At 70.7% G+C, this 14160-nt stretch carries 14 protein-coding genes; 3 read left to right on the top strand and 11 right to left on the bottom strand.

Annotation, left to right across the window (positions count from 1 at the left end; all coding sequences use genetic code 11):
• Positions 1–95: 95 nt before the first annotated feature.
• From ABD086_RS23855 to dxr, 10 genes are all read right to left on the bottom strand, one after another.
• Positions 96–869 (bottom strand): hypothetical protein, encoded by a 774-nt coding sequence (locus ABD086_RS23855; protein WP_343910901.1) that lies wholly within the window; start codon positions 867–869, stop codon positions 96–98.
• 14 nt (positions 870–883) lie between these two features.
• The gene (locus ABD086_RS23850) at positions 884–1459 is read right to left on the bottom strand and encodes a DUF6318 family protein (protein WP_343910899.1); all 576 of its coding nucleotides are present in this window, start codon (positions 1457–1459) and stop codon (positions 884–886) included.
• A 245-nt stretch (positions 1460–1704) separates the two neighbouring features.
• Positions 1705–2115 carry a hypothetical protein gene (locus ABD086_RS23845; protein ID WP_343910897.1) on the bottom strand — a complete coding sequence of 137 codons (411 nt, stop codon included), beginning with the start codon at positions 2113–2115 and terminating at the stop codon, positions 1705–1707.
• Between the two features lie 314 nt (positions 2116–2429).
• Complete coding sequence (locus ABD086_RS23840) at positions 2430–2966, bottom strand: DUF6318 family protein (protein WP_343910895.1); 537 nt, start codon at positions 2964–2966, stop codon at positions 2430–2432.
• Positions 2967–3020: 54 nt separating this feature from the next.
• Positions 3021–3866: a GNAT family N-acetyltransferase gene (locus ABD086_RS23835; RefSeq protein ID WP_343910893.1), complete on the bottom strand. Its 846-nt coding sequence runs from the start codon at positions 3864–3866 to the stop codon at positions 3021–3023.
• Between the two features lie 35 nt (positions 3867–3901).
• Positions 3902–5017 (bottom strand): alkaline phosphatase family protein, encoded by a 1116-nt coding sequence (locus ABD086_RS23830; RefSeq protein ID WP_343910892.1) that lies wholly within the window; start codon positions 5015–5017, stop codon positions 3902–3904.
• Complete coding sequence (locus ABD086_RS23825; protein ID WP_343910890.1) at positions 5011–6276, bottom strand: alkaline phosphatase family protein; 1266 nt, start codon at positions 6274–6276, stop codon at positions 5011–5013. The genes ABD086_RS23830 and ABD086_RS23825 overlap by 7 nt, the downstream gene beginning before the upstream one ends.
• 64 nt (positions 6277–6340) lie before the next feature.
• On the bottom strand, positions 6341–7492 hold the full coding sequence (ispG, locus tag ABD086_RS23820) for a flavodoxin-dependent (E)-4-hydroxy-3-methylbut-2-enyl-diphosphate synthase (protein ID WP_343910888.1): 1152 nt from the start codon (positions 7490–7492) through the stop codon (positions 6341–6343).
• 10 nt (positions 7493–7502) lie between these two features.
• Positions 7503–8864 (bottom strand): M50 family metallopeptidase, encoded by a 1362-nt coding sequence (locus tag ABD086_RS23815; RefSeq protein ID WP_343910886.1) that lies wholly within the window; start codon positions 8862–8864, stop codon positions 7503–7505.
• A 22-nt stretch (positions 8865–8886) separates the two neighbouring features.
• Positions 8887–9981, bottom strand: a complete 1095-nt coding sequence (gene dxr, locus ABD086_RS23810; protein ID WP_343910885.1) for a 1-deoxy-D-xylulose-5-phosphate reductoisomerase — start codon at positions 9979–9981, stop codon at positions 8887–8889.
• A 92-nt stretch (positions 9982–10073) separates the two neighbouring features.
• Here dxr and gabT point away from each other — a divergent pair, with 92 nt between their 5' ends.
• Together gabT and ABD086_RS23800 are read left to right on the top strand one after the other, a co-directional pair.
• The gene (gene gabT, locus ABD086_RS23805; RefSeq protein ID WP_343910884.1) at positions 10074–11417 is read left to right on the top strand and encodes a 4-aminobutyrate--2-oxoglutarate transaminase; all 1344 of its coding nucleotides are present in this window, start codon (positions 10074–10076) and stop codon (positions 11415–11417) included.
• 31 nt (positions 11418–11448) lie between these two features.
• Entirely contained in the window at positions 11449–12705 is a 1257-nt protein-coding gene (locus ABD086_RS23800; protein WP_343910883.1) for a cation:proton antiporter, read from the top strand.
• A 9-nt stretch (positions 12706–12714) separates the two neighbouring features.
• On the opposite strand, the gene ABD086_RS23795 is transcribed toward ABD086_RS23800, so the two are convergent.
• Positions 12715–12846: a hypothetical protein gene (locus tag ABD086_RS23795; protein WP_343910881.1), complete on the bottom strand. Its 132-nt coding sequence runs from the start codon at positions 12844–12846 to the stop codon at positions 12715–12717.
• Between the two features lie 82 nt (positions 12847–12928).
• On the opposite strand from ABD086_RS23795, the gene ABD086_RS23790 reads away from it, so the two are divergent.
• Positions 12929–14155 (top strand): glucose-1-phosphate adenylyltransferase family protein, encoded by a 1227-nt coding sequence (locus ABD086_RS23790; RefSeq protein ID WP_343910879.1) that lies wholly within the window; start codon positions 12929–12931, stop codon positions 14153–14155.
• Positions 14156–14160 lie beyond the last annotated feature (5 nt).

The following is a 14160-nucleotide window of genomic DNA, read 5'->3' as shown; positions in this document are numbered from 1 at the left end:
CCGACCCGTCCTCCCCGGCCGAACCTGACCCACACATCAGTCAGGAGATTCGAAACTTCGGCCGACAACGTCAGGGATTGGCCGACAAGTCCGGGTCAGCCGCCGACCAGGACGGGCCGTGCCGTGACCACCCGCAGCTGCTGCGGCGTGCCCGGGATGGTGACCGTGCCGTTCACGTCGCGCCACGGGCCGCCGTTCACGCGGAACTGCGCCGCGTAGGTGGTGTCCACGCTCGCGCTCACCCGCCCCTTGCGCAGGTAGCGGTGGGTGACCTCGAGGTGGGGGTAGGCGTCGCCCGGCGTGGTCGTCCAGCGCTGCTGGCCGTCCCCGAACCGCCAGCCGTACCGCGCCGGCCAGATCCGCAGCTCGACCCGCTGGCCCAGCAGGGTCACGGTCCGGGAGAACTCCCCGTTCTCGGTGTAGAAGTTCGTGTCGAAGTTGACCAGGGTCCGGCCATTGGGGGGCTGGACGTTGAGGTCGGAGGCGGGCAGGTCAATGCGTTGGAGGGCGGCAAGAACCAATCCTGGGGTGACCTCGGGCAGCACTGTCAACGACCCGTCTGTGGGGCAATTGTTGCCACCGTTGACTACCTCGCCACCGGAAGTGACATAGACGGTGAACAGCATGGGATCACCGTTGTCGCAGAGTGCCGGCTCCGCGCAGGTCTCGTCGCCCCCAATGGCACACTGTGGGTCGGTGAAGGTTGCGACCACGGGGTCGGCGCTGTGACTGGCATCGGAGTCTGACGAGCCGTGCTGATGCTCGAGAACTTGGACGATGAAGCCCGTGTTGCTGCTGGAGACGCTGGATCCGTCGCCTGCGAACGACTGACTGGTTAGCAACGCCGACAGCATCAGCGCCGCGATCAAGGGAACGCAGACCCTCATTGCGCACCCATGAAGGTGACCACCCAGCCCGATTCCACGGGGTCGAGTTGGAACTGGAAGGGTTGATCTCCGCCCGAATAGGTCTTGTCGTGCTTGGTGCCCGGAAGGTCAACATTCTGCTCTGTTGTGACGACGTGGCACCGCACGACAGCGCGATCATGGTTCTTACCGATGAACCCGGTACTCAACTTCGTTAGGTGACCTTCGCCTCCGCGTATGGAGCCACCTCGGTCGTATACATCAGTAATGAAGGCGATGCCTGCGTCGCAGCCCCCGCAGTCAGGGCCAAGTGCTTGGAGCGCCCCGACGTCGCCCGTCCGCTGGGCGTAGTTGACCATCTCCCAGTAGAACTTCACGAACGCCTCGGCCGCCTTCGCGTCCGTGCCCTTCGCCTCGGGAGGCAGGGTGGGCGCGGTCTGGCTGGACGCCGGCGACGTGCTCGGCGTGCTCGGCGCGGAGCTCGACGGCAGCGCGAGCCGCGGCTCGGGGTCACTACCCGAACAGGCGGCCCCGAGCACCAGTGCAACACCAACAGCGGCAATGACCGCCCGAGTACCGGTCACGTCGGCCATCATTCCCCGCTGCGAGCGCGAGCGAAACCGGCCACGCGCCGCCTGTGGAGAAGCTCCGAACATGACGGTCGCGAAGCGGGCGGTCTCGCGGAAGCCGACCTTCTCGTAGACGGCCCGGGGCGGGGGTAGAGCTCGCGGCACATGGTGTTGACGACCGCGGCCAGTCCATCAGGTTCCAGTCCAGCGGCCGGGCAGCGAAGTGTGGTCGATTCGACGCACCTGGTGCGTCGGATCGACCACACTTCTCACCCGCCGACGAGAACGGGGCGCGCGGTCACGACGCGGAGCCGCTGAGGCGTGCCCGGGATGGTGACCGTGCCGTTCACGTCGCGCCACGGGCCGCCGTTCACGCGGAACTGCGCCGCGTAGGTCGTGTCCACACTCGGGCTCACCCGCCCCTTGCGCAGGTAGCGGTGGGTGACCTCGAGGTGGGGGTAGGCGTCGCCCGGCGTGGTCGTCCAGCGCTGCTGGCCGTCCCCGAACCGCCAGCCGTACCGCGCCGGCCAGATCCGCAGCTCGACCCGTTGGCCCAGCAGGGTCACGGTCCGGGTGAACTCCCCGTTCTCGGTGTAGAAGTTCGTGTCGAAGTTGACCAGGGTCCGGCCATTGGGGGGTTGGACGCTGAGCTCGGAGGCGGGGAGGTCAATGCGTCGCAAAGCCCGGGCAACGAGACCCGGCGTGACGGATGGCGGCGCTGCGCCCGGAGGCACGTCACAGAAGGTTGCCGGATCTACGCCGAGGGTGATCGCCGTCCGTACGCAGGCGGCGTCCCATCCAGAATCACGGGGCGGGAGCGTCCCAACCGGCGTCGTCCCCGTCTGCGAACTGGACTCACAGTGCTTCACCCAATAGATGTGCAGTTGCCCGTTAACCCATTCCTCTTGCCGAACCACGTGGCAGGCTGCCGTTGCTGACGGCGCCGGGAGGACCGCGAGAGCGATCCCAAGTGCCAGTGCGGCGACCAGCCGGATCACTCGACGAACCCGACGAAGTTCACGAGCAACCGACCGCCCGCGGGCACAAGTTTGAACAGCATGATCCGTTTCTGGCGCCCATAGACGACCGGATCTGCGCCGGCCTTCGGGGTAGTCCTTCCGCCAGCGATCGAAACGGCGACATCGACAACAGCAGGGTTGTCTGAGCCCGGCCGTGTCTTCGCTGCGATGACGGACCATCCCTCGGTATCGAAGTGCCCGCCATCCGCGTAGACCCGTTCGATCGGCTTGACGAAGTCAGCGCAGCCCCGACAGCCTTTGGCACCCAACGCGCGAAGCCCGGCAGTGTCGCCGGTTGACAGCGCGTCATTCTGGGCAGCGATCCAAGCCTGGACAGTCCCCGCTGGGTCGAGGCTCGTCGCAACCGGCGACGTGCTCGGCGTGCTCGGCGCGGAGTTCGACGGCGGCGCGAGCCGCGGCTCGGGGTCACTACCCGAACAGGCGGCGACCCCGAGCACCAGTGCAACACCAACAGCGGCAATGACCGCCCGAGTACCGGTCACGTCGGCCATCATTCCCCGTCGCGAGCGCGAGCGAAACCGGCCACGGGCCGCCTGTGGAGGAGCTCAGAACATGACGGTCGCGAAGCGCGCGGTCTCGCGGAAGCCGACCTTCTCGTAGACGGCGCGGGCGGGGGTGTTCCAGTCGTTGACGTACAGCGACACGACGGGGGCGAGCTCGCGGCGCACGATGTTGACGACGGCCGCCATGCCGGCGGTGGCCAGGCCGCGGCCGCGGTGGGCGGGCGGCACGTAGACCCCCTGGATCTGGGCGGCGTACGGCGTCGCGCAGGCGACCTCGGCCTTGAACACCAGCTGCCCGTCGTCGTACCGGGCGAACGACCAGCCGCGGCTGACCAGCTGGGTGACCCGGGCGCGGTAGAGCTCCGCTCCCCCGCCGTACTCCGGCGAGATGCCGACCTCCTCGGTGTACATCGCCACGCACGCCGGGTAGAGCTCGTTCAGGTCGGCGCGGGTCGACTTCCGCACCCGCGGGTCCGCGGCCACCTTCGGCAGCGCCGCGATCTCGAGGTGCGGCTGCTCCCAGCGCGCCTCCCGCGGCCGGCCCCAGGAGGCGGCGACGCCGTTCCAGAACGACCGCACGGCCTCCTGCGGCCCGACGATCGTCGAGACGGTCCGGCCCCGGGCGAGCGCCCGCTCGGCGAACGCCGCGGCGTCGTCCGGGTCGGCCTGCACCGGCACCAGGTTGGCGCCGACGTGGCAGGCCGAGGTGAGCTCCCCGTTGTCGAACCGCCCCCACATCTCCCCGCCGAGCCAGCGCGGCTCGAGGTTGGTGGTGGTCGCCCGGTAGTCGACGAACACGTTCACGACCGGGTCCTGCCGCGCGAGCGCGAGGAACGCGTCCAGGTCCGCAGCTCCGAGCGGACGGACGCCGTGGCGGGTCGTGAGCACGGCGGAAGCCTACGTGCCCGCCCGGGGCGAGCGGACTAGGACGGCGAGTATCCGTTCCACACGTCGAGGCCGAACGTCTCGACGCCCGGGTCCCGCGCGTAGCCGAGCTTCGGCAACCCGAAGATCTCCTCGATCGACCCGAGCAGCGAGTAGTGGTTGTACGGCGTGGTGCTCCACGTGCCCGGCTCGACCCACCTCGAGATCAGCAGCGCGCCGACCTTGCCGCCACCCGGGCCGGTGATGCCGGGCATCGGCGAGTTCACCGACGTCGCGGGGCCGCAGCACGCGTCGGAGTCCGACTGGGGACCGTCGGACTCGTCGGCGGTGATGATCAGGACGCCGTTCCGGCGGAACGCGGGCGACGCCAGGATCTTCGGCACCCACCGCTTCAGCCAGGCGTTGACCGATGTCAGCCCGCCCGGCCGGCCGTCCGCGCAGGGTGCGTCGTGGCCGTCGTTGCACAGGTCCGGGGTGATGTAGGCGAGGTTCGGCGTGGTCCGCGCGTGCTGCAGGTCGCGCGCGAGCCGGCCGAGCCGCACGACGCGGTGCTTGCAGTACGCCGGGTGGTCGATGATCGAGTGGAAGTACACGAACGGGTTGTGCCGGGCCGCGTAGTTGTCCTTCGCGGTCGCGTGCTGGGTCGGGTCGACGGCGCCGACGTCCGGGTGCTGGCAGGGCTCGCGCATGTCGTCCATGTAGCCCTTCCACGTCAGCCCCGCGTCCGTGAGCTGCCGCGGCAGCGTCGGCACGTCCGCGGGGAAGACGCAGCCGGTCCCCACCGCCTGGTCCGGGTCCGCCGTCGTCGTGCGCGTGAAGTCCGTGAACACCTGGCAGTCCGCCTGCATCTCCGGGTTCGGGCCCTGCCCGGAGACCTGCGCGACGTAGTTGGGCTGCGAGTTGTGCGCGGTCCCGTAGTACTTGTTCAGCAGCACGCCCTTCGCGCGCAGCGTCCGGGCGAGGTACGGCGCCGCGGAGCCGCTGCCCCAGGTCTGGTCGTAGCCCTTGTTCTCGATGTTGATCACGAACACGTGCCGGACCGGCGGCACGTACGACTCCGGCCGCGCGGGCGCGTCCGGGACCCCGCTGCACGCGGGCGAGAGGAGCGCACCGGTCAGCACCAGCGCGACGGTCAGGGCCAGCCGCTTCACCACGTCTTCGGCCTCATTCCCAGCTCGATCGAGAGCCGCTTGAGCGCGGCCCAGTCCGCGGACTTGGACTCGTCCGGCTCGCACCCGACCGGCACGATCTGCGGGACGTCGTACGTCGGCGCGGTCAGGTCGGGCCCGCTCGCGAAGTCGAGCGCCTCCGCCAGGTTGCGGGCGGCCCTGTCCCGCGGCGTCAGCGGCTTGAGGCCCCAGCGCCACTCGATCATCTTGAGCACCGAGGTGTGGTCGTAGGTCTGGTGGGAGACGTGCGAGCGCCGCGCGAGCGGCGAGATCATCAGCGCCGGGGTGCGGAAGCCGCGCAGCGCGGTCTTCCTCGACACGTCGGGAGCACGGCTCGGCCGGACGTGGTCGTAGAAGCCGCCCCACTCGTCGTAGTTGATGACCAGCACCGTCTTCTCCCAGCCCGGCCCCGTGCGGACCGCGTCGTAGACCTGGTTGAGGAATGCCTGCCCGGCGCGGATGTCGGCCAACGGGTGGTCGTCGTTCGACATCCCGGTCTCCTCGTTGAGGAACCGCGGGTCGACGAACGACACCGCCGGCAGCGTGCCGGCCGCCGCGTCGCCGAGGAACTGCGTGAACGGCTTGGAGATGCTCGAGTACTTGCCGTACCAGAGCGCCGTGAACGGGATGTCGCTGAAGTAGTAGGTGCCGGAGACGCCCTTGGCCGCGAGGCGGTCCCAGATCGTCGGCAGCGTGCACTTGTCGGTGTTGTTGTGCAGCCGGTCGGTCCGCGCCGCGTGCTGGTAGAAGCGGTTCGGGTAGGTCTCGGCCATCACCGCGGAGAAGTAGCGGTCGAACACGGTCCAGTCCCGCGCCGCCCGGCCGTAGAACGCCAGGTCCTCGTCGGTGTAGTAGCCGATCGCCATCAGGTCGTTGTTGCCGGACCTCAAGAAGCCGTCCAACTTCCCGCCGTTGAACTGGATCCGGCCGCCCTCCCACGAGTGGTCGGGGTCCTCGAAGCCGCAGCCGTCGTACGCCGTGAGGCGGTGGGTCTCGTGGCGCACGCCGCGGCGGTCCACGTAGCTGAGCCCGGCCTGCTTGCCGTCGGCGCCCGGCAGCCAGCCGAGGTAGTGGTCGAAGGACCGGTTCTCCATCATCACCAGCACCACGTGCTCGATACCGGAGTCCTTCGGGGCGGGCAGCCGCGGAGCGGCGGCGGCCGGCAGCCAGCGCGCCGCCCCCGTCGCCGCGACTGCTCCGGACACGGACGCGGTGCCGAGCAGCCGCCGACGCGAGATGGTCACGGACGGATTGTGCGCCCTCGAGCCCCCCGGCGAGAACAGCCTGGAGGGGTTGTTCGTCCGGAGTTCAGGAGACGGTGACCTGCGCGGCCGCCCCGTCGACGGACTCCATGCCCTCGGCGATCCGCATGGCCTCCTCGATCAGGGTCTCCACGATCTGCGACTCGGGCACGGTCTTGACGACCTCGCCCTTGACGAAGATTTGGCCCTTGCCGTTGCCGGAGGCGACCCCGAGGTCGGCCTCGCGGGCCTCGCCGGGCCCGTTCACCACGCAGCCCATCACCGCGACGCGCAGCGGCACCTCGAGGCCGTCGAGCCCCGCGGTCACCTCGTCGGCGAGCTTGTAGACGTCGACCTGGGCGCGGCCGCAGGACGGGCAGGAGACGATCTCGAGCCGGCGCGGACGCAGGTTCAGCGACTCCAGGATCTGGAGGCCGACCTTGACCTCCTCGACCGGCGGGGCGGAGAGCGAGACGCGGATGGTGTCGCCGATGCCCTGGGAGAGCAGGGCGCCGAACGCCGTCGCGGACTTGATCGTGCCCTGGAACGCCGGGCCTGCCTCGGTGACGCCGAGGTGCAACGGCCAGTCGCCGCGCTCGGCGAGCATCTCGTAGGCGCGCACCATCACGACCGGGTCGTTGTGCTTCACCGAGATCTTGAAGTCGTGGAAGTCGTGCTCCTCGAAGAGGCTGGCCTCCCACACCGCCGACTCGACCAGCGCCTCGGGCGTGGCCTTGCCGTACTTCTCGAGCAGCCGCTTGTCGAGCGAGCCGGCGTTGACGCCGATCCTGATCGAGGTGCCGCGGTCCTTGGCAGCGGCCGCGATCTCCTTGACCTGGTCGTCGAACTGCCGGATGTTGCCGGGGTTCACGCGGACGGCGGCGCACCCGGCGTCGATCGCAGCGAAGACGTACTTGGGCTGGAAGTGGATGTCGGCGATGACCGGGATCTGCGAGTGCTGGGCGATCGCCGGCAGCGCGTCGGCGTCGTCCTGGCTCGGGCAGGCGACCCGGACGATGTCGCAACCGGAGGCCGTCAGCTCGGCGATCTGCTGGAGCGTCTTGTTGACGTCGGCGGTGAGGGTGGTGGTCATCGACTGCACCGAGATCGGGTGGTCGCTGCCGACGCCGACCTTGCCCACCTGGATCTGGCGGGTCTTGCGGCGCGGTGCGAGCACCGGCGGCGGGGCCGACGGCATGCCCAGGCTGATCTCGGTCATGCGTTCGATCCTAGGACTCGATGTGAATGGGGACGACGAGGTCCCCGACGATCAGCACCACGCCCATGACGAGGAGCACACCGGCGACGCAGTACGCGATCGGCAGCAGCTTCGCCACGTCGACGTAGCCGGGGTCCGGCCGGCCACGCAGCCGGGCGAACGCCCGCCGCAGCGCCTCCCACAGCGCGCCGGCGATGTGGCCGCCGTCGAGCGGGAGCAGCGGGATGAAGTTGAAGAGACCGATGAACAGGTTGAAGCCGGCGACCAGCATCAGCAGGAAGACGGTCTTCTCGGCGAGCGGGAAGTCCTGGTGCGAGACGGTCTCGCCGGCCATCCGTCCGCCTCCGACGATGCTGACCGGGCTGTCGATCGAGCGGTCCTTGACGCCGACGATGGCCTCGGCGACACCCCAGACCTTCACCGGGAGCGTCGCGAGCGCCTCGACGCTCTGCTTGGTCATCGTGCCCATCTGGTCGAGCGTGTAGATCGGGCCGCCCGTCTCGACCACCGTGTGCGTCGTCGGCGTGACGCCGAGGAAGCCGACCTGGCGCAGCGTCTGGTCCGTGGCGGAGCCGGGCCGCGCCTCGACCGTGGTGCTCGTGGTGCCGGTGAGCTGCCTGCCGCCGCGCTCGTAGCCGATGACGGCGGTGCCGTCGTCGTTGCCGCGGATCAGCGTGCGCAGCTGGTCCCAGTCGGTGATCGTGGTGCCGTTGAAGCTGGTGATCACGTCGCCGGGCCGCAGGCCGGCCTCGACCGCCGGCGTCGCGGGGTCGTCGGCCGTGCAGGCGCGGCCCTCCTCGGCGTACGGGATCACGCACTGCGAGACCTCGTCGATCACCGGCTGCCCGGTGTCGGGCTCCAGCGAGCGCTGCCCGTAGGTGCCGAAGACGATCCAGAAGAGGACGAACGCGATGAGGATGTTCACCGTGGGCCCGCCGGCCATCACGATGACCTTCTTCCACCAGGGCATCTTGTAGAAGAGCCGCTCGCTGTCCTCCGGGCCGATGGTCTCCCACTCGGCCGCGCGCGCGTCGGAGATGAGCTGGGTGAACATGCCGGTGTTGGACTTGCGGACCCGGACGACCTGGTTGCCCTCGGCGTCGGTGGTGACCTCCTCGGCCAGCTCGGTGGCGCCCGGGGGCAGCATCCCGACGATCTTGACGTAGCCGCCGAGCGGGATCGCCTTGATGCCGTACTCGGTCTCGCCCTTGCGCGTGCTCCACACGGTGGGGCCGAACCCGATGAAGTACTGGGTGACCTTCCCGCCGAACCTCTTCGCCGGGATCATGTGGCCGAGCTCGTGCAGCCCGATCGAGGCCAGGATGGCGACCACGAAGATCACCACGCCGAGCACGTAGAACAATGTCGTCACGAGTTGGTCGATCCTCGGTCGGTTACGGTGGGTTGAGAAGGTCTCGGGTGGTTTCCCGAGCCCAGGCATCCGCGTCGAGGATGGCCTCGACCGTCACCTCAGAGGGTACGTCGTGACGGCTGAGAACCGCCTGAACCGTGGGGACGATCTCGGTGAAGGCGAGCCGGCCCTGCCGGAACTCCTCGACGCACACCTCGTTGGCGGCGTTGTAGACCGCGGGCGCCGTGCCGCCGCGCTCCCCCGCGGCCCGGGCGAGGGACACCGCCGGGAACGCCTCGTCGTCGAGCGGGAAGAACTCCCAGGTCTGCGGCCGCGTCCAGTCGACCGGCGGCGCGGTGTCCGGCACCCGGTCCGGCCAGGCCAGGCCGAGCGCGATCGGGATCAGCATCGTCGGCGGGCTGGCCTGCACGAGCGTGGAGCCGTCGACGAACTCCACCATCGAGTGCACGACGCTCGTCGGGTGCACCACGACCTCGATCCGGTCGAACGGGATGCCGAAGAGCAGGTGCGCCTCGATCACCTCCAGGCCCTTGTTGACCAGGGTCGCGGAGTTGATGGTGACGACCGGCCCCATGTCCCAGGTGGGGTGCGCGAGCGCCTCCTCCACGGTCACGCCGGCCAGCTCCTCGCGGCTCCGGCCGCGGAACGGGCCGCCGCTCGCGGTGAGCACGAGCCGGCGTACCTCCTCCGGGGTGCCGCCGCGCAGGCACTGCGCCAGCGCGCTGTGCTCGGAGTCCACCGGCACGATCTGGCCCGGCTTGGCGCGGTCGAGCACCAAGGGGCCGCCCATGATCAGCGACTCCTTGTTGGCGAGCGCCAGGGTGTTGCCGGCGTCGAGGGCGGCGAGGGTCGGGCGCAGGCCGACCGCCCCGGTGATGCCGTTGAGGACGACGTCGCACTCCCGCGAGGCGGCCTCGACGCTGGCGTCCTCACCGAGACCCCGGAACAGGTCGGAGTACGCCGCCGCGAACTCGGCCACCTGCCGCTCGAACAGCTCCGGGTTCGAACCGCCGGCGGTCAGCGCGACCACCCGGAACCGGTCCGGGTTCGCCCGCACGATCTCCAGGGCCTGGGTGCCGATGGAGCCGGTGCTGCCGAGGATCGCGACGTCTCTCACGGGAGAAGTCTCCCGCACGCGGTGCGCTGCTCGCGAAATCGTCGCCCGAATCCCCTGCCGAGAACGGAACCACTCGTGAGAGGCTTCGATTCATGACCGAATCTGCTGTCGGCGGCCCCTCGCTCCCCCAGGAGCGCCGCCTCGTCACCGAGATCCCCGGCCCCGGCTCGCTGGAGCGGCTGGACCGGAAGAAGGCGCACGTCGCGGACGGCGTCGGCACCACGCTCCCGGTGTTCGTGGTCGCGGCCGGTGGCGGCGTTCTCGTCGACGTGGACGGCAACTCGCTGATCGACCTCGGCTCAGGCATCGCGGTCACCAGCGTCGGCAACGCCGCACCCGCGGTGACCCGCAACGTGGTCGAGCAGGTGCAGGCGTTCACGCACACCTGCTTCATGGTCACGCCGTACGACGGCTACGTGGACGTGTGCGCCGCGCTGGCCGAGCTGACCCCCGGCGACCACGCCAAGAAGAGCGCGCTGTTCAACTCCGGCGCCGAGGCCGTCGAGAACGCCGTGAAGATCGCGCGCGTCGCGACCGGCAGGGACGCGGTCGTCGTCTTCGACCACGCCTACCACGGCCGCACCAACCTCACGATGGCGATGACGGCCAAGAACATGCCGTACAAGAACGGCTTCGGCCCGTTCGCCGGCGAGGTCTACCGCGCGCCGATGTCCTACCCGCTGCGCGACGGGCTCTCCGGTGAGGAGGCCGCGGCCCGCGCGATCGACGTGATCGACAAGCAGGTCGGCGCGGCCAACCTGGCCTGCATCGTGATCGAGCCGATCCAGGGCGAGGGCGGCTTCGTCGTACCGGCCCCGGGCTTCCTGCCCGTCCTCGCCGCGTGGGCGCGGCAGCACGACGTGGTGTTCGTCGCCGACGAGATCCAGTCCGGTTTCTGCCGCACCGGCGACTGGTTCGCCAGCGACCACGAGGGTGTGGTCCCGGACCTGGTCACCACCGCCAAGGGCATCGCCGGCGGCCTGCCGCTGGCCGGCGTCACCGGCCGGGCGGACCTGATGGACTCCGTGCACGTCGGCGGCCTCGGCGGCACGTACGGCGGCAACCCGGTCGCCTGCGCCGCGGCGCTCGGCGCCATCGAGGAGATGAAGGAGCACGACCTCGCCGCCCGCGCCCGCGAGATCGGCGCGATCATGGAGCGCCGCCTCGCCGAGCTGCGCGCCGAGCACGACGTGATCGCCGACGTCCGCGGCCGCGGCGCGATGATGGCGATCGAGCTGGGCAAGCCCGGCACCACCGAGCCGGACCCGGTGCGGACCGGCGCGATCTCGGCCTACTGCCACCAGCACGGCGTCGTCACGCTGACCTGCGGGACCTGGGGCAACGTCTTCCGCTTCCTGCCGCCGCTGTCGATCAGCGACGCGCTGCTGGAGGAGGCGTTCGACGTGGTCGCTGAGGCGTTCGCCACGACGACGTAGCACCAGGGCCTCAGGCGGGTACTCCGTACCGGTGACCGCCGACCTCGTCTACCTCGTCGCCGGCGGGAGCCTGCTCCTGGCGATCGTGCTGCCCGAGCTGCTGGACCGGTGGGCGGTGTCCGCTCCCATGGTGCTGGTCGGCGTCGGCCTGCTCCTCGGCCTGACGCCGCTGCCCGACGGGATGCCGCTCGACCCGCAGGAGAACCGGGCCACGATCGAGCACGTCACCGAGCTCGTCGTGCTCGTCGCGCTGATGGGCGTCGGGCTGGCGCTGGACCGGCCGCTGGCGCTGCGCCAGCGAGCGTCCTGGCGCCGGTGGGGCGCGACGTGGCGGCTGCTCGGGATCGGCATGCCGCTGACCATCGGCGCCGTCGCCCTGCTCGCCTGGGTAGCCGGGGCGCCGCCCGCCGCCGCGCTGCTGCTCGGCGCGGCGCTGGCGCCGACCGACCCGGTGCTCGCCTCCGACGTGCAGGTCGCCGGCCCGCAGACCGGCGACGACCACGAGGTCGACGAGGACGACGAGGTCCGCTTCACGCTCACCTCGGAGGCCGGCCTCAACGACGGGCTGGCGTTCCCGTTCGTGTACGCCGCCATCCTGCTCGCCACCGAGGGCGCGGTCTCCCACTGGGCGCTGGAGTGGGTCGGCTGGTACCTGATCGCCAAGGTCGTGATCGGTGTGCTCACGGGCATCGTCGTCGGGCGGCTGCTGGCCTACGCCGCCTTCCGATCCAACAGCCGGTCGCTGCGGGTGGCCGAGCGCGGCGAGTCGCTGATGGCGCTCGCGGCGCTGGTCACGGCGTACGGCGTCGGCGAGGTCGCCGGCGGCTACGGCTTCCTCGCGGTCTTCGCGTGCGCGATGACGTTCCGGTCCGCGGAGCGCTCGCACGACTACCACGCCGCGATGCACCAGGTCGCCGAGCGGCTGGAGCGGCTGCTGACGCTGTTCGTGCTGCTGGTGCTCGGCATCGCGCTCAGCCGTGGCCTGCTGGGCAGCCTGGACTGGAAGGGCGTCGCGATCGGTGTCGCGCTGGTCTTCCTGGTCCGGCCGCTCGCCGGGACGCTCGCCCTGCACGGCTGCCTCGAGCGCGGCGAGCGGCGGGCCGTGGCGTTCTTCGGGGTGCGCGGCATCGGCTCGATCTACTACCTCAGCTACGCAGCGGGGCACGCGGACGAGCTGGGGTCGGACTGGCTGTGGTCGACGGTGTCGTTCACGATCGTGCTCTCGGTGCTCGTGCACGGAGCGCTCGCGGCGCCCGTGATGCGCCGGCTCGACCTCGCCCGCCGGTGACGCCGGCCCTCAGCGCCGGTTGCGGCGCTCCCGGACCTTGGCCACGGCGGCCTTGATCCGGGCCTGGTTCTCCGGCTTGCGGCCCTCGTCGTAGAGCTTCTTCCCGATCCCGATCAGCGCGGCGGTTCGCATCAGCTTCATGCCGCGCCCCGTACCCGGATCCGGGTGTCGGCCATGCCTGCCGCGGGGCGTGCCGGAGGGTGACATCGGGCACCAGGCGAGCATGACGCGCTCCCACGTGCTCGCCCTCGTCCAGGCCGGTGGCGCCGGCGGCCGGATGGACGTCCTGACCCGCGAGCGGGCCAAGCCCACGCTGCCGTTCGCCGGCGTCTTCCAGCTGGTCGACTTCCCGCTGTCCAACCTCGCGAACAGCGGGATCAGCGACGTCTGGCTGTCGGTGCAGTTCCAGGGCGCGGGGCTCGGCGAGGAGGTCGCGAACGGCCGGCCCTGGGACCTGGACCGCAACCGGGGCGGGCTGCGGCTGCTGATGCCGCAGCAGGGCACGGGCGGGACCGACGAGGAGGGATTCGCGAAGGGGAACGCCGACGAGCTCTACCGCTTCCGCGACCAGGTCGTGGCCGACGGCCCGGAGCTGCTCGTCGTGCTGAGCGCCGACCACGTCTACCGGTTCGACCTGAACGAGGCGCTCGACGCGCACCGCCGGACCGGCGCGGAGTGCACGATCGTGACGACCGAGGTGCCGATCGAGGAGGCCGGCGACCACGCGACGGTCGTGGCGGACGGCCAGGGGCGGGTCACCGGCTTCGCCTACAAGCCCGACGAGCCCGCGACCGGGACGGTGGCGACCGAGATCTTCGTCTACGACCCGGCGGTCCTGGTCGAGGTCCTGGAGGAGCTCCACCGCGAGCTCGGCGCCGACGCCGACGAGGGTGACACCGGGCTCGGCGACTACGGCGAGCACCTGGTCCCGCGCCTGGTCGACCGGGGGCGCACGTTCGCCCACCCGATGCCCGGCTACTGGAAGGACCTCGGCCAGCCGCACAAGTACCTCGCCGCCCACCACGACGTCCTGACCGACGACCTGGGCGTGCTCGGCGACCTCGACTGGCCGATCCTCAGCCACCAGCTGCAGCGGCCGGCCGCCCGGGTCCTCGACGGCGGCCGGGCCTCCGACAGCCTGCTCAGCCCGGGCTCCTCCGTCAGCGGGACCGTCATCCGCAGCGTGATCGGGCCGGGCGTGGTCGTCGAGGAGGGCGCGCTGGTGCGCGACAGCGTCGTCTTCCGCGACACCCGCGTCCGCGCCGGTGCCCGACTCGACTGGGCGATCGTCGACCAGGAGTGCGTGGTCGGTCCGGGCGCCGAGGTCGGCTCGCCCGACACCGACCCCGACGATCCAGACGCGATCGTGCTGATCGGGCGCCGGTCGACGGTCGGCGAGAACGTCGTCCTCGATCAGGGCGCCCGCCTCGAACCCGGGACGACGGCGTAGGACGC

This window comes from Nocardioides aquiterrae (assembly GCF_039526625.1).
Classification (GTDB): Bacteria; Actinomycetota; Actinomycetes; order Propionibacteriales; family Nocardioidaceae; genus Nocardioides; species Nocardioides aquiterrae.
The sequence above is the reverse complement of the archived record's forward strand: the minus strand, read 5'-3'. Positions and strand labels throughout refer to the sequence as shown.